This is a genomic window from Rhizobium sp. P40RR-XXII, from assembly GCF_012641405.1.
In the GTDB taxonomy this organism is placed as follows: Bacteria; Pseudomonadota; Alphaproteobacteria; order Rhizobiales; family Rhizobiaceae; genus Rhizobium.
This window is the reverse complement of sequence record NZ_JABAII010000005.1, coordinates 200,297-222,189: the sequence shown is the minus strand read 5'-3', so window position 1 is coordinate 222,189 and position 21,893 is coordinate 200,297. Positions and strand designations below refer to the sequence as shown.

Genomic DNA, 21,893 nt, shown 5'->3' with positions numbered 1-21,893 from the left:
CAAACCTCGGATTCGATGGCGAGGAGGCACCGCCTGAAGCGCATAGCAAGCTGCTAGAGATCCCGAAAGCGGACACAGCAACGTAGACTTGCGGAGCTTGCTAAGCTTAAGTTCATTGACGTTGCTCGCGCCTGCGGTCAATGAAGTGAAGCACTAACTATGCCGCCAGGGGTATCGCCATTGGGATGGGAAGCTCTCCGGCAATGGGATGAAGATGCGGTTCGTATCGAACCACTCACTGGCGGCGTTGCCAACGACGTCTGGAGCGTTCGCGTTCGTGGACAGATCGCGGTCGGCCGCCTCGGCTCCAGGAGCGACGATGATCTCGCGTGGGAAACCGAGCTCCTCCAACACCTCGATCGTGCGGGTATGATCGTTCCAGTGCCGATCCCCACGGCCGACGGCCGCCTGTTCGCGGACGGTCTGGTGGTGATGAAATACATCGGAGGCGGACCGCCGAAGACGGGGTCCGATTGGCGTCGCGTCGCCGATACGCTACGCAAGCTGCATGGGTTGACGAAAGGTTGGCCGCAGCGCCCCGGTTGGAAGTCCTCGATCGACCTCCTGCATGCCGAAGCGGGAACGAGGGTCAATCTTGCCGCGATGCCGCCGGAGGGCGTTACTCGATGTCGAGCAGCGTGGGCGCGGCTAATCGGGCGTCAGACCTGCGTTGTCCACAGCAACCCAAGCAATCCTGGCAACATCCGCATGACGGCGGATCGCGTCGCTTTGATCGACTGGGATGAGTCTCACGTCGACGTCCCCGATCTTGATCTGGTGTTGCCCGACAACGCCGCCGATCTCGACGCCGATGCCTATGATGTCGCCGCGCAAGCGTCAGCCGCCTGGGAAGCCACTGTTTGCTGGCAGGACGACTACGCAGTCAGGCGGCTCGCCGAAGTTCGAGCAGTCTGAGCGCTCTCGGCGGATCGATGCGCGCCGGAACGTCCGGCGACCGCATAGCTGCGAAGCTTGATAAGAGGTCTAGCAACGGGATTAGTAAGTAATAAGTCAAAGAAAGCGTAGGAAGATATACCAAGTTGGCTGCCGTATGTCATAGTGTACAATAGATGAGAGCCAAGATTGGAGCGACCGATTTGAGATATACGTAGCTTGTTGCGACGTGGAAAAATTTTGTGAAAGACAGTAAGTATATGGCAAGTGTGACAGATAAGAGTTGAGACCCAATACCGAGATAGAGAAGATGCTGTGATACTGCCGAGAACTGCAAGGCACCTTCAAATATGGCGAAGAGAAACAAGCCGATAAATGGATAGGGCGTACGTCTGAAAATCCAGACCGTCAGAAACTTTGTCATTTCCTCAAAGAAGGCGAGCAGCGTTGTCTTAAAAATGAACGCAAAGCTCAAGGACACAGCCGCTCTCCCGTTTCAAGAAACCCTTTTGGGTTCGCTATCTGCCGCCGGAACTATCCCTGCCGTTGTTCGAGGGTGAACCGCCACCCCCGTAATCGCCCATTGCCGTGTAACCAGAAGGATCTGGCGCTCCGCTCCCGATGACAGAACCAAGAGCAGATCTGCTGAATCCCGGATTGTTGCTGGGATCTTTCGATGCGGCAACTTGGCCGTCGAAGCTATATCCGTCTTTCACGCCCACGCCTACACCTTGCGAGTATGAAGTCGAGCCAGACGAGTCTGAGGAACGCCTTCGGCTCGATAAGTCCGAATTACGGGTGGACGGCAAGGACATTGGCTTTTCACCAGGCATGACAGTGACCGTCGACGTCGTCACGTCAACGCGCAGGCTCATTTCCTACTTTTTTGAACCTATTACGAAGGCAATTCAAAATGGATTGAAGGAGCGATGACACCAATGGATGCGACTTCATCGGTCAGAAAATTGGGTGCAACGGAGGCATTGGGGAGTATGGCATTTCTGACGCTTCAATCTCCGCTTCACCGACGCTGGTTGCTCGCCGACCTGGAAAGAAACTTCGTTCCCGCACTCAAGACGGGCCAGTGCAAGATTTACTTTTTCGGACCGGACAATCCCAAGGCCTTTGTGACATGGACACTCGTCGACGACGTCACCCACCTGAAGTTGATGTCCGACGGCCTCACTCCTGATGAATCAAAATGGGCATCAGGCGACAACCTTTGGTTCATTGACGTTGTCGCACCGCATGGTGATGCCGCCATGGTCATTCGAGACTTGCGGCAAAATCATTTCTCGGGTCAGAATGGCTATTCAATCAAGCGCAACCCGGATGGTTCGATCAATCGAATTAAGAAGTGGTGCAACATTCGCTAATGCGGTGCTTGCCCGCTGCACGTGCGTGGTTTCGTCAACGACACCCCGATATATGCCTGCGCAGTTAGGCACAGCGATCTTCTTTCAACCTTGTGACGCAAAGTCTCCTTTTCGCGGCAACTATTCGTCCGTGACATTTTTAAAGGCGCAAGTGGTCGCCTAACCTCCAGTCTGGTGACATTTGTTGCCGCCCCATCCACATCCCGTCGGCGACTGCCGATTTTTTCCGCATCCGGCGGAAGAAAAAGAAAGCTGTTTCTTAAATAACTTAAAATCTATGTTTTTTATAGACTAAAGCGTTCCATGGTCGGCATTGGACGCAAACATGGATGAAGCGGCATGTCTTATCTCCTTAGCCTTCTCGACAAGAGCCCGATCGAACAGGGGCTTGACGCCACCGATGCGCTTGGCGCCACGACGCGTCTGGCCGTAAGGGCCGAAGAACTTGGCTATCATCGCTTCTGGGTTGCCGAGCACCATAATATGGCGAACCTCGCAAGTTCGGCACCCGAAGTTCTGATCGCCTATCTTCTCGCCCGCACTTCGAAGATCCGCATCGGTTCCGGCGGCGTGATGCTGCAGCATTACAGTGCCTACAAGGTCGCGGAGGCCTTCAATCTCCTGGCCTCGCTGGCACCCGGCCGCGTCGATCTCGGCGTCGGCAAGGCGCCGGGCGGATTTCCGCTCTCGACCCGCGCATTACAGCGCGCCTTCGATCCCGAGAAGAAGCCGGATTTCGCGGAGCAACTCTCCGACATCAACACCTACCTTGCCGCCGATCCCCACTCCGACGGCGCGCTGGCAACGCCGTTTCCGCCGCGTTCGCCCGAACGCTTCCTGCTTGGCGCCAGCGTCGAAAGCGCGAAGCTTGCCGCGGAGAAAGGCTGGAGGTTGGTGTTTGCCGGCCATCTGAACGGCGATCCCGAAAACCTGCGGAAGACGTTCGAAGCCTATGACCATGCGAGCGGTGGCAAGGTGCCGATCCTGGCGCTCGCCGCCTTCGCCGCCGAAAGCGAGGCCCATGCCCGGGAGCGCGTCGGCCAGCTGCGCATCGTCAAGCTTTTCCTGCCCAATGGCCAGAGCGTCAATGTCGGCACCCAGGAGCAGGCGGCGGAGTTTGCGCGTCAGGCGGGCTTCTCCGACTTCCGGACCGAAGAGAAGGTGCCGAGCGTGCTGCACGGCACGGCGGCGCAGATCCGCGACGAACTCGACACGCTTCATCATCGCTACGGCGTCGAGGAATTCGTGCTCGACACGCCGGCGCTGACCGCCGCCGAACGGCTGAACTCCATAGAATTGCTTGCCAAAGAACGCCTTTCGCTCGTCGCCTGAGCGCCTATCCCAGGAGGATCATCATGGCTCAAAAACACGTCACCTTCGGTATCATGCTGCAAGGCCCGGGCGGCCACATGAATGCCTGGAAGCACCCGAGCGTCCCGGCCGACGCCAGCACCAATCTCAACTTCTTCGTGAAAGCCGCCCGCAAAGCTGAGGATGCCGGCATTGCCTTCGCTTTCGTCGCCGATGGGCTCTATATCAACGAGCAATCCATCCCGCATTTCCTTAACCGGTTCGAGCCGCTGACCATCCTGTCCGCGCTCGCTGCCTTCACGACGAAGCTCGGCCTGGTCGGCACCGTTTCGACCTCCTACAGCGATCCCTTCACTATTGCCCGGCAATTTGCCTCGCTCGATCTCATCAGCGGCGGCCGCGCCGGCTGGAACGCCGTGACCTCACCGCTCGAAGGCTCCGGCCGCAACTACAGCCGCGAGCATCCCGAGCACGAGCTGCGCTACGAGATCGCCGACGAATATCTCGATGCCATCAAGGGCCTGTGGGATTCCTGGGACGACGATGCCTTCGTGCGTGACCGCGAGACCGGCGTCTATGCCGACAAATCCAAGCTGCATCGCCTGAACCACAAGGGCCGGTTCTTCCGCATCGAAGGTCCCCTTAATATCGGTCGTTCCAAACAGGGGCAGCCGGTGGTGTTCCAGGCCGGAGCCTCCGATTCCGGCATCCGGCTGGCCGGCAAGCACGCCGATGCCGTCTTCACCAACGGCGGACCGCTCGAAGACGCCAAGATCTTCTACACGCAGGTGAAGCAAAGCGCGATCGCACATGGCCGCAGTGCCGCCGATGTCGGCATCTTTCCGGGTATCGGCCCGATCGTTGGAGCGACGCCGGAGGAGGCGGACGCCAAGTATCAGGCAATCCGCAATCTCGTCACCATCGAGGAGGCGCTCGCCTATCTCGGTCGCTTCTTCGACCATCATGACTTCAGCGTCTATCCACTGGATGAGCAGTTTCCCGATCTCGGTGACATCGGCCGCAACAATTTCCGCGGCACGACCGACCGGATCAAAAAGACCGCCCGGGAGAAGGGGCTCACGCTGCGCGAGGTGGCGCTCGATGCGGCAACACCGCGAACCTCATTCATCGGCACCGCCGAGCATATTGCCGGTGAAATCATCCGCTGGGTGGACGAAGAGGGTGCTGACGGCTTTATCCTCGGTTTCCCGGTGATCGGCGAAGGCTTCGACGATTTCTCCAAGCATGTCCTACCGATCCTGACGGCGCGCGGCTACTTCGAGCCCACGCTGAAAGGCGAGACGCTGCGCGATCACCTTGGCTTGCCATTCCGCGAAAGCCGTTACGCGGCGGAACAGGATGGCATCGAACCCGCAAAGGCCGTGGGCGCCTGAGCCCGGACGATCGCCATGAACGCCATCATCAAGCCCGCTTCGGTCATCGACCAAGTCGAGACAGGCATCGCTGCATACCTCGATGAGATCATCGCGCTGAGGCACGATCTGCACCAATATCCCGAGCTCGCCTTCCAGGAGCATCGAACCGCCAAGAAGGTTGCCTCGTTCCTTGCCGACTGGGGCTACGACGTCGCGACAGGCATAGCCGGCACGGGTGTCGTTGCGACCCTGAAGCGGGGCGACGGGAAGCGTAGCATCGGCATTCGTGCCGACATGGATGCGCTGCCCATCGAAGAGGCGACCGGGCTAGACTATGCCAGCAGCAACCCCGGCGTCATGCATGCCTGCGGCCACGATGGGCACACGTCGATCCTCCTGGCGGCCGCCCGCTATCTCGCCGAAAACGGCAATTTCAGCGGCACCTTGCGGCTGATCTTCCAGCCGGCCGAAGAGATCGGCGCCGGTGCGCGCAAGATGCTGTCGGAAGGGCTTTTCGATCGCTTTCCGGTCGATGCGGTCTTCGGGCTGCATAATTGGCCTGATGTCCCGGCGGGCCAGTTCGGCTTCGTTGCCGGTCCGGCTATGGCCTCCGTCGATCAGGCCGTTATCAGGATCGTCGGAAAGGGCGGCCATGGCGCCGAGCCGCATCGTGCCGTCGATCCCGTGCTGGCTTCCGCCTCCTTCATCACGGCACTTCAAAGTGTTGTTTCCCGCAACATCGATCCGCAGGATATGGCGGTCGCGACCGTGGGATCCATTCATGCAGGTTCTGCTTCGAACGTCATTCCCGAAAGCGTCGAGATGAAGCTGACCATGCGCGCTTTCAGCGAAAAGGTGCGCGCGAAGCTGCAGGAGCGGATTCCGGCGCTGGCGCGGGCGCAGGCGGAAAGCTTCGGCGCGGTGACCGAGGTCAATTACCGCCTCGGTTTTCCGGCACTCGTCAATCATGCCGATGAAACCGCCTTCGCCCGTGATGTCGCCTTGAAGACGCTTGGAACTGCCGCCGTGGAAGCGGATTTCCGGCCGCGGACGGCAAGCGAAGATTTCGCCTTCATGCTGGAGGCGAAGCCAGGGAGTTATCTCTTTGTCGGCAACGGCGATAGCGCGCCCCTGCATAGCGCCCAATACAACTTCAACGACGCGATCATTGCACCCGCAGCCCGCTACTGGGTGCGGCTCGCCGAAACCTTCCTTGCGGATGACAACAGGTGACGACCGACATGAGCGATACGTTTCTCTATACGACCCCGCTCGATCCACGCGCCAAGCCGCTGATCGACGAACTGATCCATGAGTATGACAGCCGCTACGGCAACTATTTCAATGCCGAAGGGGCGGCTGCCGAACTCAACCGCTATCCGCCGGAGGCCTTCGCGCCACCGGATGGCAATTTCCTGCTTCTGTTGCGCGATGGCGAGACGATCGGCGGCGGAGGCTTCAAGCGCTATGACGACCAGACCGCCGAATTCAAACGGATATGGACCCGGCAGGATCTGCGTCGTCAGGGCTTGGCACGGAAGCTGCTGGTGGAGCTGGAAGCGCAGGCAGGGCGGCAGGGCTATCGCCGCATCTATCTGACGACAGGTTTCCGCCAGCCCGAGGCGGTCGGTCTTTATCTCACCAATGGCTACACCGCGCTCTTCGACACTTCGGTCGATCCGGAAGTCTACAAGAGCCTGCCTTTCGAGAAGGATATCAGCCATCTGGCCTTGTCCTACGTCGCCGAAGCCTCCGGCTCACGGCAGCGACTGGCCGCAGCCGGTCGATAGCGGCGAACAGGTCAATCACAATCATAAAGGGGTAAGTATCATGGCGCTGACGACGGATTTTGCGGGTGTCTATCGAGGCACTGGAGCCACCGAGCCGAAGACTGACTATTCGCGTTATCGCATCGTGCCTGCGAGACACCCCGGACGCACGGCCGGCACGATCTTTGCCGCGCTCGTCATAGCGGTCGTTCTCTATTCCACCTTCACCAATCCGCGGTGGGGCTGGGCCGTTTTTGCCCAATGGTTCTTTGCCGAGCCCGTGCTGGTAGGTCTCGGCAGGACTTTGCTGCTGACGGCGCTTGCGGCCGTGTCCGGCTCCATTCTCGGAACTGCGCTGGCGCTGGCGCGCGTGTCGAAGTCGCCGCTGCTTGCGAGCCTCTCCTGGGGCTACATCTGGCTGCTGCGTTCAATCCCGATGATTGTGTTACTGTTAATTCTCAACAATCTTGGCTATCTTTATGAAACTATTAGCATCGGCGTTCCTTTCACCGGCAAGGTCCTCTTCGATTATCCGACTACGCAGCTGCTGACGCCATTTGCAGCGGCCTTCCTCGGATTGACGCTCAACCAGTCGGCTTTCTTTGCCGAAATCGTTCGCGGCGGCATCCTCTCCGTCGACCAGGGCCAGTTGGAAGCGGCCGCCGCCCTCGGCCTATCGCGCCGTCGCCAGGCGTTCCGCATCATCTTGCCGCAGGCGATGCGCTCCATCCTTCCCACGGGTTTCAACGAGATCATCGGCCTCGCCAAGAGCACGTCCATGGTCTACGTGCTCGCCCTGCCGGAGCTCTTCTACACGGTGCAGGTCATCTACCGCCGCAATCTGGAAGTCATTCCGCTGTTGATGGTGGCGACGGTCTGGTATCTCGTCATCATGACGGTGCTGTCGATCGCCCAGCACTATATCGAGCGCTATTTCTCCAAGGGTGCGGTGCGCAATCCGACGCCTTTGCCCTTCCAGTCCTATTTCCAGCGCTTCCGTCGTCCGCCGGTCGCATCGGCAAGGGTAAGTGGCGTGACGCTTGGAAGCCGGACGGGTGCTGCTGACTGGCGTGCCAGGGGTGGTGCCGTGCGCATTCATGGCATTTCGAAGAGCTTCGGCACGCTGAAGGTTCTTGACGATATCGAGCTCAATTTGCCGGCCGGCAGCGTGACGGCAATCATCGGCCCGTCGGGCTCGGGGAAATCAACCCTGCTGCGCGCCATCAATCATCTGGAACGGGTCGACAGTGGTTTCATCTCCGTGGACGGCGAACTGGTCGGCTACACGCAAAAGGGCGACGTGCTCTATGAGCTCAAGGAGAAGGATATTCTGAAGCGCCGGACGGACATCGGCATGGTCTTCCAGAACTTCAACTTGTTCCCGCATCTCACTGTTTTGGAAAACATTATCGAAGCGCCGATTCAAGTGCGGGGATTGAGCCGCGACGACGCTATCACTTTTGCGCAGGAGCTTTTGGCCCGCGTCGGGCTGAGCGACAAGATCGATGCCTATCCCCGCCAGCTTTCCGGCGGCCAGCAGCAGCGCGTCGCCATCGCCCGCGCGCTGGCGCTGCGGCCGAAGGTGCTGCTGTTCGATGAGCCGACCTCGGCGCTCGATCCGGAGCTCGTCGGCGAAGTCCTCGACGTGATCAAGGAACTGGCGCGCACCGGCACCACTCTCGTCATCGTCACCCACGAAATCGGTTTTGCTCGCGAGGTCGCCGATACCGTCGTCTTCATGGAAGGCGGACACATTCTTGAGACCGGCTCGCCGGGGCAGGTCTTCAACGATGCGAGACATCAACGCACCCGCGCCTTCCTCGCCAAGGTTCTCTAGCAGCAGCAAGTAGACATTGGACGCTCTGACACAGCAGGCGTCCGGATAATGATAATAATATCAACAACCTATAATTGAAAAGGAGACGGGAAATGACATTTATTGAGAGAGCGAAATATGTCGTTGCGGGCGTTCTGACGGCGGCAGCGATGAACTGCACGACAGCAGGCGCGGCTGAAAAGTTCAATCTGAGCCCGGATACGTCCAATCGTGTTCGCGCCGAGAAGGACGAGGCAGCGATCAAGGCGATCGCTCCCGGTTTTAAATTCGTCAATTCAGGCAAACTCACGGTGGCGATCAACCCTTGGGATCCGCCGATCGCCACCTATGCGACCGACGCCAAGACCGTCGTGGGTGCCGATCCGGATATTGCGCAGTTGCTCGCCGATTCCCTCGGCCTGCAGCTCGATCTCGTGCCGGTTGCCTGGGAAGACTGGCCGCTCGGCGTCTCCTCCGGCAAGTATGACGCCGTCATTTCCAACGTGACGGTCACGGAAGAACGCAAGGAGAAGTTCGATTTCTCCACCTATCGCAAGGACGTGCTCGGCTTTTACGTGAAGGCCGGCAGCAAGATCACCGAGATCAAGGAGCCGAAGGATGTCGCCGGCCTCAAGGTGATCACCGGCGCCGGCACCAACCAGGAGAAGATCATTCTCGAATGGGATCGCCAGAACGTGGCGGCGCGCCTGAAGCCGATCGAGGTGCAGTACTACGACGACCGCGCCGCCGCCGATCTCGCGCTACAGTCTGGCCGCGCCGATGTCGAGTTCAATCCGAATGCGACGCAGGCGTATAACGCCTCCATCAACGGCACGAGGAAGCTTGTCGGCATCGTCTCCGGCGGCTGGCCGCTGACGGCCGAAATCGCCGTGACGACTAAGAAGGGCGCCGGCCTTGCCGATGCCGTTACCCTCGCACTCAACGATCTGATCAAGAATGGCAAGTATGGCGAAGTGCTGAAGCACTGGAGCCTGACGGCCGAAGGGATCGATCAATCCAAGACCAACCCTGCGGGCCTGCCGAAGAGCGGTTCGTAATGTTGGTCGGGCGGACCGGCGTCAGTGGGGCTCGCGCCGGTCCGCTCCCATCCATCTCAAATGGAGAGACAGGTTCCGTGACCATCCGCACGACTTTCAGAACTACGTTTGCCGCCGCAGTGGCAATTGCCTTGACCGGTCTTGCTCCGACAATGGCTGCCGAAGACTTCGATCTGAGCCCGGAACAGCCCGGACGCATCCACGCAGCGAAGGACGAGGCGGTGATCGCCGCTATCCCGAAGGATTTGAAGTTCGTGACGCCGGGCACCTTCACCGTCGCGGTCGCACCGGGCGGTCCGCCGCTTGCGACCTATGCGACGGACGCGAGGACTGTGGTCGGCGCCGATCCCGATTACGCCTATGCCGTTGCCGATGCGCTCGGTCTCAAGCTCGAACTCGTCCCGGTCGCCTGGATCGACTGGCCGCTGGGGCTGACCTCGGGCAAATATGATGCCGTGATATCTAACGTCGGCGTCACGGAGCAGCGCAAGGAGAAGTTCGATTTCTCCACCTATCGGCAGGGCCTGCACGATTTCTTCGTCAAGACCGACGGCAAGATCACTGGGATCAACGAGCCAAAGGATGCCGCCGGTCTGCGCATCATCGTCGGCGCCGGCACGAACCAAGAGCGCATCTTGCTGCAATGGAGCGACGAAGACGTCAAAGCCGGCCTGAAGCCGATCGAGCTGCAATATTACGACGACGATGCGGCAAGTCTTCTGGCCCTCCAGTCCAATCGCGCCGACGTCATCGTGCAGCCGCACGCGCAGCTCGTCTACATCGCCGCGCGCGACAAGAACATCAAGCGCGTCGGCACGCTGAGCGCCGGCTGGCCGGATCGCTCGGATGTCGCGATCACCACGCGCAAGGGCAGCGGTCTGGCGGTGGCGCTGACGCTTGCGACAAACGGGCTGATCAAGGACGGCACCTACGCCAAGATCCTCGACCACTGGCATCTTGCGGAAGAAGCCTTGCCGAAATCGGAAACCAATCCGCCGGGCCTGCCGAAGTTTTGAGGAGACAGCCGCATGAGCCGTAAAGCCGCATCGATCAGCCACATCGGCTTTCTCACGCCAGGCAACTATCCGGACGAAGATCCGTTAGCCGGCCTGGAACAGACCCTGCAACTGCTCGAACATGGCGAAGAGAGGGGATTCAACAGCGCCTGGGTGCGGCAGCGTCATCTTGAACCCGGTATTTCCTCGGCGAGCGCCTTTCTCGCGGCCGCGACGCAGCGAACGCGCCATATCGAGCTTGGCACTGCCGTCATACCCATCGGCTATGAGAGCCCCTATCGGCTTGCCGAAGATTTGGCGACCGTGGATGTGCTGTCGCGCGGACGATTGAACATCGGCCTCAGCGCTGGTCGTCCGCTGCATGCCGATCTGATCGGGCCGCTCGCTTTCGATGGCGATTGGGAGAGCCATGATTTCTCCCATCAGCGGGTGCTGCGCTTTGCCGATAATCTGAGGGGGACCTATGTCGGCAATGACGATACGCTCATCAAGACGCCGTTCGGGCCGCAGCGTCCGCGCCTTCAGCCCTATGCGAAGGGCCTGATCGATCGCATCTGGTATGGCGGCGGCTCCTTGCGCTCAGCCGAATGGGCCGGTCGCAACGGTTTCAATCTGCTGATCGGCAATGTCACGACGGGTGAGCAGACCGACGATTTCTTCGTCGCGCAGTCGCGACAACTGGAAACCTATCGCGCGTCCGGCGGCGATACGAGGCGGGTAGCACTCGGCCGGGTCGTCGTGCCATTCGATAGCGCCGATGCGATCACGCGCAAACGCTATACGGCCTATGCCGCCGGCCGCTACGAGCGCACGCTTTCACCTCAGGGCGAGCGACGCACGCTGTTCGCGCGCGATCTTGTGGGGTCGTCCGAAGAAATCCTCGAACGCTTGCGTAAGGATCCGATCCTGCCCCATGTCAGCGAATTCCGGCTGGAGCTGCCTTACGAGTTTCACGATGAGGAATATCGGCAGATCCTCCATGATTTCGTGACGGCAATCGCGCCGGAGCTCGGCTGGAAAGAAACCACGGTCTTGCGGCGGTCCGTATCCTGACGGCCATAAGCTATTCGCCAGCTGGTATCGGCGAATAGCGCCGAATCCGCCGGCAAGGCGTGGCGCGATTGTTGGCACCATTTCCAACAGCAGCAAAGACGGGCGCCGACATATTCATCGGCGCTCGTAGATATCCTAGGCGGCGACCCGGCGCGGTCTGACGGCGAGCAGGCGCAGCGCATTCATGGTGACCAGCACCGTGGCGCCCGTATCGGCGAGGATTGCCGGCCAGAGACCGGTGATGCCGATGATGGTGGTGACGAGGAAGAGACCCTTCAGGCCGAGCGCAATGGTGATGTTCTGGCCGATGTTGCTCATCGTCCGCCTGGAAAGGTCGATCATTTCGATAACGTCGCCGACGCGGCCGTGCAGCACGGCGGCATCAGCCGTTTCCAGTGCAACGTCGGTCCCGCCGCCCATGGCAATCCCGACATCGGCGGCTGCGAGGGCCGGCGCATCGTTGATGCCGTCGCCGACCTTGGCAACGCGGAAACCTTGTCGCTTCAGGTCACCGACGATCCGCTGCTTGTCTTCGGGCAACAGTTGCGCGCGAACCTCGATGTCAAGCGTCTTGCCGATCGCCTCTGCCGTGCGCTGGTTGTCACCCGTCAGCATGATCGTCTTGATGCCCGCATCGGCAAGCGCCTTGAGGCCGGCGGCCGTATCGGCGCGCGGTTCGTCACGGATGGCCAGCAGGCCGGCGGCACCGCCTTTGGCAACGAGAATGGAAACGGTCTTTCCTTCATCGTTGAGCGCCGCGATCCGGGCCGATTGCTCTGAAGTCAAAGACACTTTGTCGGCTGCCGCCTGCGGCGATCCGAGGAATACGTCCAGACCATCGACCGTTCCGCTTACGCCCTTGCCGCCGATGGCTTTTGCATCGATGACCTGGGGGACATCCGTTCCGGCTGCAACCGCACGGTCGAGGATCGCGCGGGCGAGCGGATGGCTGGAACCGGTTTCGAGCGCTGCCGCCAGTCGCAGCACTTCCGTATCGCTCATGCCGAGACCGACGATATCGGTGACCTTGGGCTTGCCTTCGGTGAGCGTCCCCGTCTTGTCGAACGCGACGGCGGTGACCTTGCCGATATTCTCGAGCACGGCGCCGCCCTTCAGCAGCAGGCCGCGCCGGGCGCCCGAGGAGAGCGAAGCAGCAATCGCCGCCGGCGTCGAGATGACGAGGGCGCAGGGGCAGCCGATCAGCAGGATCGCAAGGCCCTTGTAGACCCACTCGCCCCAGCCGCCGCCGAGAAACAGGGGAGGGACGATTGCGACGAGCGCGCCGACAACGACGACGCCGGGCGTGTAATAGCGGGAGAAGCGATCGATGAAGCGCTCGGTCGGCGCCTTCGATTCCTGCGCCTCCTCGACCAGCTTGACGATGCGGGCGATGGTATTGTCGGATGCCGCCGCTGTTACGCGGATGCGCAGCGCGGCATCGCCGTTGACGGTGCCGGCAAAGACGGTCGCGTCGGCGCTCTTGCGCACCGGCGTGCTTTCGCCGGTCACCGGCGCCTCGTCGATGGCGCTTTCGCCGGAGAGGATAACGCCATCGGCCGGGATGCGGTCGCCCGGGCGCACCAGGATGACGGCACCAATGGCAAGGCTTTCGGCCTCGACCTCGCGGGTCTTGCCATTTTCTTCAAGTTGCGCGGTCTTGGGCACAAGACGCGTCAGGGATTGAATGCTGGCGCGCGCCTTGCCGGCTGCAACGCCTTCCAGCAGTTCACCGATCAGGAACAGGAAGACAACGGCTGCGGCTTCTTCGCTGGCGCCGATGATAACGGCGCCGATGGCCGCGATTGTCATCAGCATTTCGATCGAGAACGGCGTTCCGACCCTTGCGGCCATGAAGGCACGCCGGGCAATTGGCAATAACCCCACAAGCATGGCCGCGGTAAAGATCCAGGCGTCCAGCGCGGGGACGAGCTTCCCGATCCCCCAGGCAGCGGCGACAGCCACGCCGGTCGCGATGGTCAGGCGGCCCTTGGCCGATTTCCACCAGGGGCCGGCCGTTGGGCCGCGATCGTGACCGTGAAGGCCCGCCACAGCGGCCTCCCCCCCTTCCGATGCGTGGCTATGCCCTGCGTGATCGTGCTTATGGCTGGCTGTACCATGTCCGTGATCGCCGCGATCATGGTCATGTCCGGTATGGTCGTGATCGTGGCCGCACCCGCAGGCGTGATCATCCGCCGCCGCCTTCGGCGCGGGAACGGTGCTTTGCGGAAGCGGGAAAACCTTGTAGCCCAGTCCTGAGACGCGCTTTGCAATGCTCGGCAGCAGGTCGGGATCGCCCTGATGTCTGACGGTCATCGTGCCTGCGGTGACCGAGACGGAGACGTCCTCCACGCCTTGCAGGCGGCGAACGGCCGTGTCGATTTTCGTGGCGCAGGAAGCGCAATCCATGCCCTCCACACGATAGCGGCTCTGTTGTGTTGTCGACGTCATCTTCCGGTTCCGATTTCGTTGTCGGAACCATTGCTACATCCTCTAGCTACTAGAGGGACAAGAGCCAGTTTGCAGATTCTTGCGGGATCGTAACACTCCGGCGGCTTCCACATCCCATTGCGGGCCAACGTCAGCTTATGCCGCCCGCAGAGCCTGCAGGCGGCGAGCGCTGCCACAGGGAATTATAGCTTCAGCAGAACCTTGCCGGCCTTGCCGGGTGCCAGCGAAGACTTCACCGCCTGGGCGATTTCGGTAATGTCATAGGCGGCTTCCACCGGCAGCTTGACCTCGCCGGACGCGACCCGCGCGATCAGTTCGCTGATGAGCCGCCGACGCTCGTCGGCCGACATGGCGGCGCTGACCTTGATGCCCCAGAAGCCCTTGATCGTCAGCTGCTTGAAGATGACAGCCCTCGAGGCGATCTGCATCGGCTTGCCGGCCGCAGTGCCGAAGGACACCAGCAGACCGTTTTCACCCAGCAGATCGGCAAGGTCGTTGCTCGCAACGCCTCCGACGGAGTCCACTGCGGCGCGGATCGGCGCATCGCCGATCATGGCACGCACTTTCGCCTTCCATTCGGAGGCAGCGGTCGACACGGCGTTGCCGATACCGAATGCCGACAGCTCGTCAATGCCGCCGTCGCGCCGAACAAGATTGATCATATGGATGCCGCGGCTGCGGGCCAGCATGGCGAGCGTCTTGCCGACCGCGCCGTTGGCGGCGTTCTGGATGATCCAGTCGCCGCGCTCGACATTAAGGGATTCCAGCAGCGAGATGGCGCTGAACGGCATGGCGATCAGCTGCGCCGCGGCCTCGTCGGTAATGGCGTCGGGCACGGGGACGAGGCTGGCCGCCGGCGCCGTGAATTGCTCGGCCCAGGTGCCATGCACGCCGGCCGCAACGACGCGTTTGCCGATCAGCGTCTTGTCGACGCCCGCGCCAACGGCATCGACGAAGCCGACAGCCTCGCTGCCGCCGATCGCTGGCAGTATAGGTTTGTAGCCATAGGCGCCGCGCACTGTCCAAAGGTCGTGATTATGGATCGGCGAGAGAATGGTGCGAATGCGCACGTCTCCCGCGGCGGGTTCGGGCAGCGGCATGTCGGCCAGATAAAGGACGTCTGCCGGGTCGCCGAAGACATCGTGGATGGCACTGCGCATTTTGTATTCCTTGCGTGTTGACATGCTAGTCCTGTCGTGGATCAAAGGCCGCCGGGTGCGGTAAGGGCTTGTTCAGTGGCAAGCATGGCCTGGTCGAGCGGCGTCTTGTCCCTGCCAAGTTTCGCCAGGATCGCCGCCCCGAGCCAGAGACTATAGAGCGAGCGGGCTGTTTTTTCCGGGATGCAGGATGGCGAAATGGAGCCATCCTCGCGGCCCTCGGTGATCGTCTTGGTTAGGCGATGAATGAGATCCTCGACGCCGCCGAGAAGGATCACGCGCATATTGTCCGAGAGGTCGGAAATTTCGGCGGCAAGTTTCACGACCAGGCACCGCTCGGCAAGGCTTGCGCTATTGCCATCGGAAAGCCAGGCGTTCCAATAGTGCATCACACGTTGGCGGCCGTTGCCCTTCCAGCCGAAAAGCGCATCGAGGCGCTCCGCATAGTCGGAGCAATATTGCTTCAGCAGGGCGCAGCCGAAGGCTTCTTTCGATGCGAAATAATAATAGAACGACCCTTTCGGCACGGCGCTTTGCTCAAGCAGCTCTTTCAAGCCGACGCCTCCGAACCCCTTGCGCAGCACCAGTTCCCGCCCGATTGCGAGAATATGGCTTCGAGTGAGCTCTGATTTCTTCATTGTCACCATGAGCGGTGCGTAACAAATAATCGACCGGTCGTCTATAAACTCGTTGTTTGCCGTCAGATCAGTGCGAGCGTTGCAAGCGAGAGGATCAGGGCCGGGAGCATGACGATGGCACCGATCTTCAAGAAGGCCAGTGCGCCCATGTGAAGCCCCTCCCGACGAAGGGCGGCGAGCCAGAGGATGGTGGCAAGCGAGCCGGTTACCGAAAGGTTGGGACCAAGATCGACGCCGATCAACACTGCGCCGGCAACGGAATCAGGAACATGGGCCGCCTGCACCGCGCTGCCGGCGAAAAGGCCGGCTGGCAGGTTGTTGACGAGATTGGAGATGATCGCGACCGAAAAACCGGCGGCTCCGATTGCCTGCGTCTGGGATTGTGCGGCAAGCGATGCGAGCTTTTCGGACAGAAGCGCGGTCAGGCCGGTATGATTGACTGCTTCGACGATCACGAAAAGGCCTGCCACCAGGGGCAACACGCTCCAGCTTATGCCGCGCATCGTCTCGATCGGGCTTTGCCGCGTAAGCGCGAGAACAATGACCGTCGTGATGACGCCTGCGGCAAATGTCGGTATTCCCAGGTCGAAACTCATGGCCGATGCGGCAATCAGCACAAGAGCGGTGACCACAAGCCCCCATCCGGCCAGCCGGGCTGCGTGCGAAAGGGAGGGTTCCGCGACATCGCGTGCGATCGTGTCTTCGATGAGCGCGCGCCTCTGTGTCCAGTAGAGGCAGGCGAAGGTCACGATGATCGAGACGATCGATGGCAGCAGGAAGGTCTGCATCCACCGCGACAAAGGCGGCATTTCGCCACCGGCAAAGATAACGAGATTAGCCGGGTTGGAGATCGGCAGCACGAAGCTGGCGGCATTGGCGATGAAGGCGCAGACCAGCAGGTAAGGCATGGGATCCTTCACCCGTGCCGCCCGGCATGCGGCATAAACGGCCGGCGTGAGCACCACGGCAGTGGCGTCGTTCGACAAGAAAACCGTGACGACGACGCCAACCACATAGACGAGGACGAACAGCCGGCGGGGCGACCCCTTGGCATGCGAGGTGGCGATCGCCGCAACCCAGTCGAAAAGCCCTTCGCGCCGTGCCAGCTCCGACAGAAGCATCATGCCGATCAGGAACAGATAGACATCGAAACCTTTGGATACACCTGCCCAAACGTCGGCCGGGCCGATCAGCCGGAAGGCGAGGAGAACCGCCGCGCCGAGAACCGCCCAGATCGCTTCTGGCCAGCGGAACGGGCGCGTAACGACACCGAGGGCCGTCAGGCCGGCAATGCTCCAGGTGATGGCGGATTCAGTCATTCGGCTCGTCGTGGCTATCGAAAGGGAGCGGATATGTAGCATTGCGGCGTTGGAGCGCAAACGGTAATTTCGGTTCGGCCTTCACGGAAACTCGCTGCCGGACGACCTCGCCAGAGGTTATGCTTTTTTCGTTTTGGCTTCTTTCGCTGCATTGTCATGTGATTTGTCGGCACGCTCGACAAGGACGGAACATTCCGCATGCCGGATGACATATTCGACCGTCGAGCCGAAGATACGGTCGAGAATATCGGAAGTATGGGTTGCAAGCACGATGAGATCGGCCTTCTTCTCCTGCGCGACCGCCAGCAAGGTTCTCGATGCGGTGCCGGTGCGCACTTCTATCGATGCGGTAATGCCGAGACGCCTGCAAAGCGCATCGAGCTTGTCTTCCGCTTCCTTGATGACAGACACGGCCCAATTGTCCGGGCTTTCGCTGCCCGAGGGAAAACGCTCGATCACATGAACCACGATCAGTTCCCCGCCCGGCGACAGAAGAGCGTGGGAGGTGCGCAGTAGACGTTCGGCGCGCTCGCGAGATCCCAGTCCTATTGCGCAGATAATTTTCTCATACATTCCACTCTCCCCAAGCCTATGCCGAAGCGGTCTGTAAACTCGGTCTGCGATCGCGGCGGCCGTCATTGGCAGTATGACGCGTGCTCGTTGATTCGGCGATGATTGTTAGCCGAGTGGTGGCCATTTGGCCGCTATTTGTGCTTTCGATGGCGCATGGCTCGCCATTTGCACAGATTTAATCCCGTCCTTCACGAGAACGAAGCGCGCCCTCGAATTGCTGCGCTGCAAACGGACAGGGCGGCGATTGTCAGCCTGTCGTCGTGGCGAGACTACAGAAATATCATTGGCTTCTGCGTCAATCTGCCATCGTCGGATAGGGGATCTGCGACATCCTGCACGCTTTTGCGCACTGCACAATTTGTCCTAGAACCATTTCGCGAACCACTTGCTGCGGGCTCAACCCTTCGGCGAGACAGTTTCCGTTACTCTTGTCGCTGACAAGACGCGGAAAGCCAGTCATATTGGGGCTCCGATATCGTCGATTGCGGCAAGTGCGTTCTGGGTTCGACGAAGACCAAAGGTGTCTGCGCTGCAGATCTGTCGGTCAGCATATGTCGGCGGACCCTCCTTGATGGCACAGTATGGGAAAGGACGGGCTCACGTGACAGCTTCCTCCGCCACCGATGGAATGTTGGAAAGACGCAAGGCCGCAAACCCCGCTTCGGCAGGGAGCCCAGCCGCTGCCGGTGCCGTAGCCGATCGGACGTTCGAAAAGTGTCCTGGTCTCGGCCTGGCTTCGGCATTGCAATGTCTGTCGTCGCTCGGTTGGATCGGGCAGGCGGCGATGCTTGCCATCGGCGTCGGTGCGATCAGCCAAGGCGGCGGCGTTGCTGATGTCGCGGTCCCGGCAGCCTTCGTCGCAGGCATTGGGGTCCTGCGCGCCGGATTGGATGCGGCCGGTGGTCGGCTAGCATTTCGGGCCGCGCGTCGCGAGTTGAGCCTTCGGCGCGCCGCCGCGACCAAGGCGCTTGCACTGCGCTCACCCCTCGACAGCGGCAGGCCGGCATCCGGTTTGGCGGCAAGCGTCGTGGGCGAGCAGGCCGAGGCGGTCGTACCTTATCTCGCGCGGTTCCGTCCGGTGCGCATGAGAGCGACCCTGGTGCCGCTTGTCATCCTCGCCTGCATCCTGCCGATCTCCTGGTTGGCTGTCGTGATCCTTGCGCTCTGCGCGCCACTCATTCCGATTTTCATGGCGCTGATCGGTTGGCGCGCCAAGGCTGCCAGTGAAAAGCAGCTTGCTGAAACCGGCGGCCTCAACGCCTTCCTGCTCGACCGTCTGCGCGGCCTCGCGGCTATCCGCGCGCTCGATGCCGTCGACATCACGGCACGACGACTACGCGCGGACGCGGATTCACTCCGGGTCCGCACCATGGCCGTATTGAGGATCGCCTTCCTGTCTTCGGCGGTGCTCGAGTTCTTTGCCGCGCTCGGCGTTGCCGCAACGGCCGTCTATGTCGGCTTCAGCCTGCTGGGCTCGATCGGGATCGGCACATGGGAAGGCCGCCTTACCTTGACGCAGGGCCTCTTCATTCTCCTGCTTGCGCCGGCCTTTTTCGAGCCACTGCGCGAACTGTCCGCTGTCTGGCATGACCGCGCCAATGGCGAGGCTGCACTCTCGGCACTGAGGGAGCTGGCATCTCCGCAACTGACCATCCTTGGCGGCTTCGATGCGCGACCAGTCATAACTACAGGCACCCCATCGATCGAAATCGAAGGTCTGGTGTTCCGGCATGGGCCGGAGCGGCATGCGGCGATCGATCATTTCGATCTCTCGGTCGCGCCGGGAGAACATGTGGCGCTTTGGGGCGCAAGCGGTTCAGGCAAGACCACGCTTCTGTCGCTGATCGCCGGTCTCGCCCGGCAGGACGCCGGCGTGATCCGGATCGGCGGCATTCCGCTGCGCGACGATACCGCCGACGGATTGCGCCGTCGCATGGCCTGGATCGGCCAGTCGCCACACGTTTTTGCTGGCAGCGTGAAACGAAATGTTGCGCTCGGACGCGCGAACATCGATGCCGCAGCCGTCACTGAGGCGCTGGAAGGTGTCGCTCTCGATCGCGTCTTTACGCCGGAACGGGTGTCGGCGGTTGGTGAGGGAGGGCTGGGCCTCTCCGGCGGCGAAGCACTGAGACTGGCGCTTGCGCGCATGATGGTCGATGAGGGCGCCGACATCATCCTTGCCGACGAACCGACCGCCCATCTCGACGCAGAAACCGCCGCTGCCGTGACCAATGCGCTGCTCGCGCTCGCTAAAGGGCGGGTCCTGATCGTGGCGACACATGATCCGGAACTTGCGGCGCGGATGCATCGCGTCGTCCGCCTTGACGAGCAGGCACGGAAGGTGGCGGCATGATGCGTTCACTCAAAACCCTGCTTCCACTCATCGGCCTGTTCTGGCGCGAGCGCGGTGCGAGCCTAGCCCTTGGGGCAGGACTCTCCGTGCTCGCGATGCTCGCCGGCGGCGGATTGCTGGGATTGTCCGGCTGGTTCATCACCGCGTCGGCCTTTGCCGGCCTGACGGTTGCAACTGCCATGGTCTTCGACGTCTTCGCGCCGTCGGCCGGCATACGCATGCTTGCGATCGGCCGCACCGCCGCCCGCTACGGAGAACGGCTCGTCACCCATGACGCGACGCTCAGGGTTCTCGCAGCCCTTCGCGAGCGGCTGTTTCGCGGCTGGGCGGAGCCGGCAGCCGCCGCGGCGATGATCCGCCGGCCGGCGAACCTGCTGTTCCGTTTGACGAATGACGTCGATGCGCTCGACTCCCTCTATCTGCGCGTGCTGGTACCGGCTGCGGTCGCCGTCCTTGCCGCCATCGCCGTCACCATCGCCCTCAGCTTCATCGATCCGTGGCTCGGGGTTGCTGCTGGAGCCTGGCTCGTCGCGCTCTGTCTTGGCCTTTCGTTTGTTGCCGGGCGCCTGGCGTTGAAGCCGGGCCGCCGTCGCGCCCATGCCATGGAAGCATTGCGTGCACGCGCTATCGATCTTGTCGCCGGCCAGACCGATCTCGCAATGGTCGGGCAATTGCAGGCGCAGCGAGCCGCTATCGCCGAAGCCGACGAGCGGCTGGCCAGGGCGGATAATGATCTGAACCGTATCGATAGCGCTGTCGCGGCCGGTTTCTCGCTTGGCTCGACCATGCTGATGACCGCCACGCTTTTGGCGGCCGCCCTTCTTGCCAAGCAGGGGACGATCGGTGCGCCCGCGGCGGCCTTTGCATTGCTGATTGCCTTTGCCGCGACCGAGCCGTTCGCCGCGATGCGACGCGGAGCCCTCGATCTCGGGCGAACCTTGGTCGCCGCAAGACGTATTGCGCCGAGGTTGAACCCGGCCGCCGTGCCGTTGGGACGTGTCGAGCCACAGCCGGGCTATGCGTTCCAGCTCGCTGAGGTCGTAGCCGGTCATGATGGCGCACCCGTCTTGAAGGACGTCTCCTTATCGCTCTCGGCCGGCGAACGGCTGGCGATTGTCGGGCAGAGCGGTGTCGGTAAGTCGACATTGCTGGCCCTGCTCGCCGGTGAGATCGCCGCCGCCGGCGGTTCGGTGGCGAGCCTGCCTGCGGCAACCCTGACCCAGCGCACGGAGCTGTTTCAGGACACGGTACGGGGCAATCTGAAGCTCGCGGACCCGCATGCCGCGGATAACAAGTTGCGCGGCGCGCTCGCAATGGCCGGCTTGCTTGATGACGTCGAAGCACTGCCGCACGGCCTTTCGACCCGCCTTGGCGAAGGTGGCGGCGGCTTGTCCGGCGGTCAGCTTCGCCGGCTGGCGCTTGCGAGACTTCTGCTGCGCGACACGCCGCTCTGGCTGCTCGATGAACCGACGGAAGGCCTCGATGCCACGACGGCCCGCGCCGTGCTTGCGCGGCTGGCCTCGGCCGCCGATGCGCGCAGCATCGTGATTGCCACGCATATTCGTCGTGAGGCCGCCTTGGCAGACCACATCGTGCTTCTGGACGACGGACGGATCGCTGCCAGCGCGCGGCGCGACACACCGGAATTCGACATGCTCCTCGACCGGCTGCGGCCGGATTGAGGGGTACCCAACATGCCCGCGACGCGTCGAATGGCGTCGCATTCCTGTCAGACG

At 61.6% G+C, this 21,893-nt stretch carries 18 protein-coding genes; 13 read left to right on the top strand and 5 right to left on the bottom strand.

All coding sequences use genetic code 11. The features are described from left to right. Positions 1 to 180: 180 nt before the first annotated feature. From HGP16_RS12135 to HGP16_RS12085, 11 genes are all read left to right on the top strand, one after another. The gene (locus HGP16_RS12135; RefSeq protein ID WP_168840429.1) at positions 181 to 915 is read left to right on the top strand and encodes a phosphotransferase enzyme family protein; all 735 of its coding nucleotides are present in this window, start codon (positions 181 to 183) and stop codon (positions 913 to 915) included. A gap of 600 nt (positions 916 to 1,515) precedes the next feature. Further along, on the top strand, positions 1,516 to 1,827 hold the full coding sequence (locus tag HGP16_RS12130) for a hypothetical protein (protein ID WP_168840256.1): 312 nt from the start codon (positions 1,516 to 1,518) through the stop codon (positions 1,825 to 1,827). 5 nt (positions 1,828 to 1,832) lie between these two features. Further along, positions 1,833 to 2,270 (top strand): toxin-activating lysine-acyltransferase, encoded by a 438-nt coding sequence (locus HGP16_RS12125; RefSeq protein WP_168840255.1) that lies wholly within the window; start codon positions 1,833 to 1,835, stop codon positions 2,268 to 2,270. Positions 2,271 to 2,609: 339 nt separating this feature from the next. Then, positions 2,610 to 3,602: an LLM class flavin-dependent oxidoreductase gene (locus HGP16_RS12120; protein WP_168840254.1), complete on the top strand. Its 993-nt coding sequence runs from the start codon at positions 2,610 to 2,612 to the stop codon at positions 3,600 to 3,602. A gap of 23 nt (positions 3,603 to 3,625) precedes the next feature. Continuing rightward, the gene (locus tag HGP16_RS12115) at positions 3,626 to 4,975 is read left to right on the top strand and encodes an LLM class flavin-dependent oxidoreductase (RefSeq protein WP_168840253.1); all 1,350 of its coding nucleotides are present in this window, start codon (positions 3,626 to 3,628) and stop codon (positions 4,973 to 4,975) included. Between the two features lie 15 nt (positions 4,976 to 4,990). Beyond that, complete coding sequence (locus HGP16_RS12110) at positions 4,991 to 6,190, top strand: M20 aminoacylase family protein (protein WP_168840252.1); 1,200 nt, start codon at positions 4,991 to 4,993, stop codon at positions 6,188 to 6,190. Continuing rightward, entirely contained in the window at positions 6,187 to 6,747 is a 561-nt protein-coding gene (locus tag HGP16_RS12105; protein WP_168840251.1) for a GNAT family N-acetyltransferase, read from the top strand. Before HGP16_RS12110 ends, HGP16_RS12105 begins: the two co-directional genes overlap by 4 nt. A gap of 40 nt (positions 6,748 to 6,787) precedes the next feature. After that, positions 6,788 to 8,563 (top strand): amino acid ABC transporter permease/ATP-binding protein, encoded by a 1,776-nt coding sequence (locus HGP16_RS34410; protein ID WP_168840250.1) that lies wholly within the window; start codon positions 6,788 to 6,790, stop codon positions 8,561 to 8,563. Positions 8,564 to 8,655: 92 nt separating this feature from the next. Further along, the gene (locus tag HGP16_RS12095; protein ID WP_168840249.1) at positions 8,656 to 9,600 is read left to right on the top strand and encodes an ABC transporter substrate-binding protein; all 945 of its coding nucleotides are present in this window, start codon (positions 8,656 to 8,658) and stop codon (positions 9,598 to 9,600) included. A gap of 77 nt (positions 9,601 to 9,677) precedes the next feature. Beyond that, positions 9,678 to 10,616, top strand: a complete 939-nt coding sequence (locus tag HGP16_RS12090; RefSeq protein ID WP_168840248.1) for an ABC transporter substrate-binding protein — start codon at positions 9,678 to 9,680, stop codon at positions 10,614 to 10,616. Positions 10,617 to 10,628: 12 nt separating this feature from the next. Continuing rightward, positions 10,629 to 11,669 carry an LLM class flavin-dependent oxidoreductase gene (locus HGP16_RS12085; protein WP_168840247.1) on the top strand — a complete coding sequence of 347 codons (1,041 nt, stop codon included), beginning with the start codon at positions 10,629 to 10,631 and terminating at the stop codon, positions 11,667 to 11,669. Between the two features lie 135 nt (positions 11,670 to 11,804). On the opposite strand, the gene HGP16_RS12080 is transcribed toward HGP16_RS12085, so the two are convergent. The 5 genes from HGP16_RS12080 to HGP16_RS12060 all read right to left on the bottom strand — a co-directional run bounded on the left by HGP16_RS12080 (position 11,805) and on the right by HGP16_RS12060 (position 17,804). After that, positions 11,805 to 14,117 carry a heavy metal translocating P-type ATPase gene (locus HGP16_RS12080; RefSeq protein ID WP_168840246.1) on the bottom strand — a complete coding sequence of 771 codons (2,313 nt, stop codon included), beginning with the start codon at positions 14,115 to 14,117 and terminating at the stop codon, positions 11,805 to 11,807. Between the two features lie 182 nt (positions 14,118 to 14,299). Then, entirely contained in the window at positions 14,300 to 15,277 is a 978-nt protein-coding gene (locus HGP16_RS12075; protein WP_168840245.1) for a zinc-binding dehydrogenase, read from the bottom strand. 41 nt (positions 15,278 to 15,318) lie between these two features. After that, positions 15,319 to 15,912 carry a TetR/AcrR family transcriptional regulator gene (locus tag HGP16_RS12070; RefSeq protein WP_246705517.1) on the bottom strand — a complete coding sequence of 198 codons (594 nt, stop codon included), beginning with the start codon at positions 15,910 to 15,912 and terminating at the stop codon, positions 15,319 to 15,321. Between the two features lie 62 nt (positions 15,913 to 15,974). Then, positions 15,975 to 17,231 (bottom strand): arsenic transporter, encoded by a 1,257-nt coding sequence (locus HGP16_RS12065; RefSeq protein ID WP_168840243.1) that lies wholly within the window; start codon positions 17,229 to 17,231, stop codon positions 15,975 to 15,977. Between the two features lie 117 nt (positions 17,232 to 17,348). After that, positions 17,349 to 17,804: a universal stress protein gene (locus HGP16_RS12060; RefSeq protein ID WP_168840242.1), complete on the bottom strand. Its 456-nt coding sequence runs from the start codon at positions 17,802 to 17,804 to the stop codon at positions 17,349 to 17,351. A 628-nt stretch (positions 17,805 to 18,432) separates the two neighbouring features. Here HGP16_RS12060 and cydD point away from each other — a divergent pair. Both cydD and cydC read left to right on the top strand, forming a co-directional pair. Next, positions 18,433 to 20,157 (top strand): thiol reductant ABC exporter subunit CydD, encoded by a 1,725-nt coding sequence (gene cydD, locus HGP16_RS12055; protein WP_168840428.1) that lies wholly within the window; start codon positions 18,433 to 18,435, stop codon positions 20,155 to 20,157. Further along, positions 20,154 to 21,839: a thiol reductant ABC exporter subunit CydC gene (gene cydC / locus HGP16_RS12050; RefSeq protein ID WP_168840241.1), complete on the top strand. Its 1,686-nt coding sequence runs from the start codon at positions 20,154 to 20,156 to the stop codon at positions 21,837 to 21,839. The genes cydD and cydC overlap by 4 nt, the downstream gene beginning before the upstream one ends. The last annotated feature ends 54 nt before the right edge of the window (positions 21,840 to 21,893 follow it).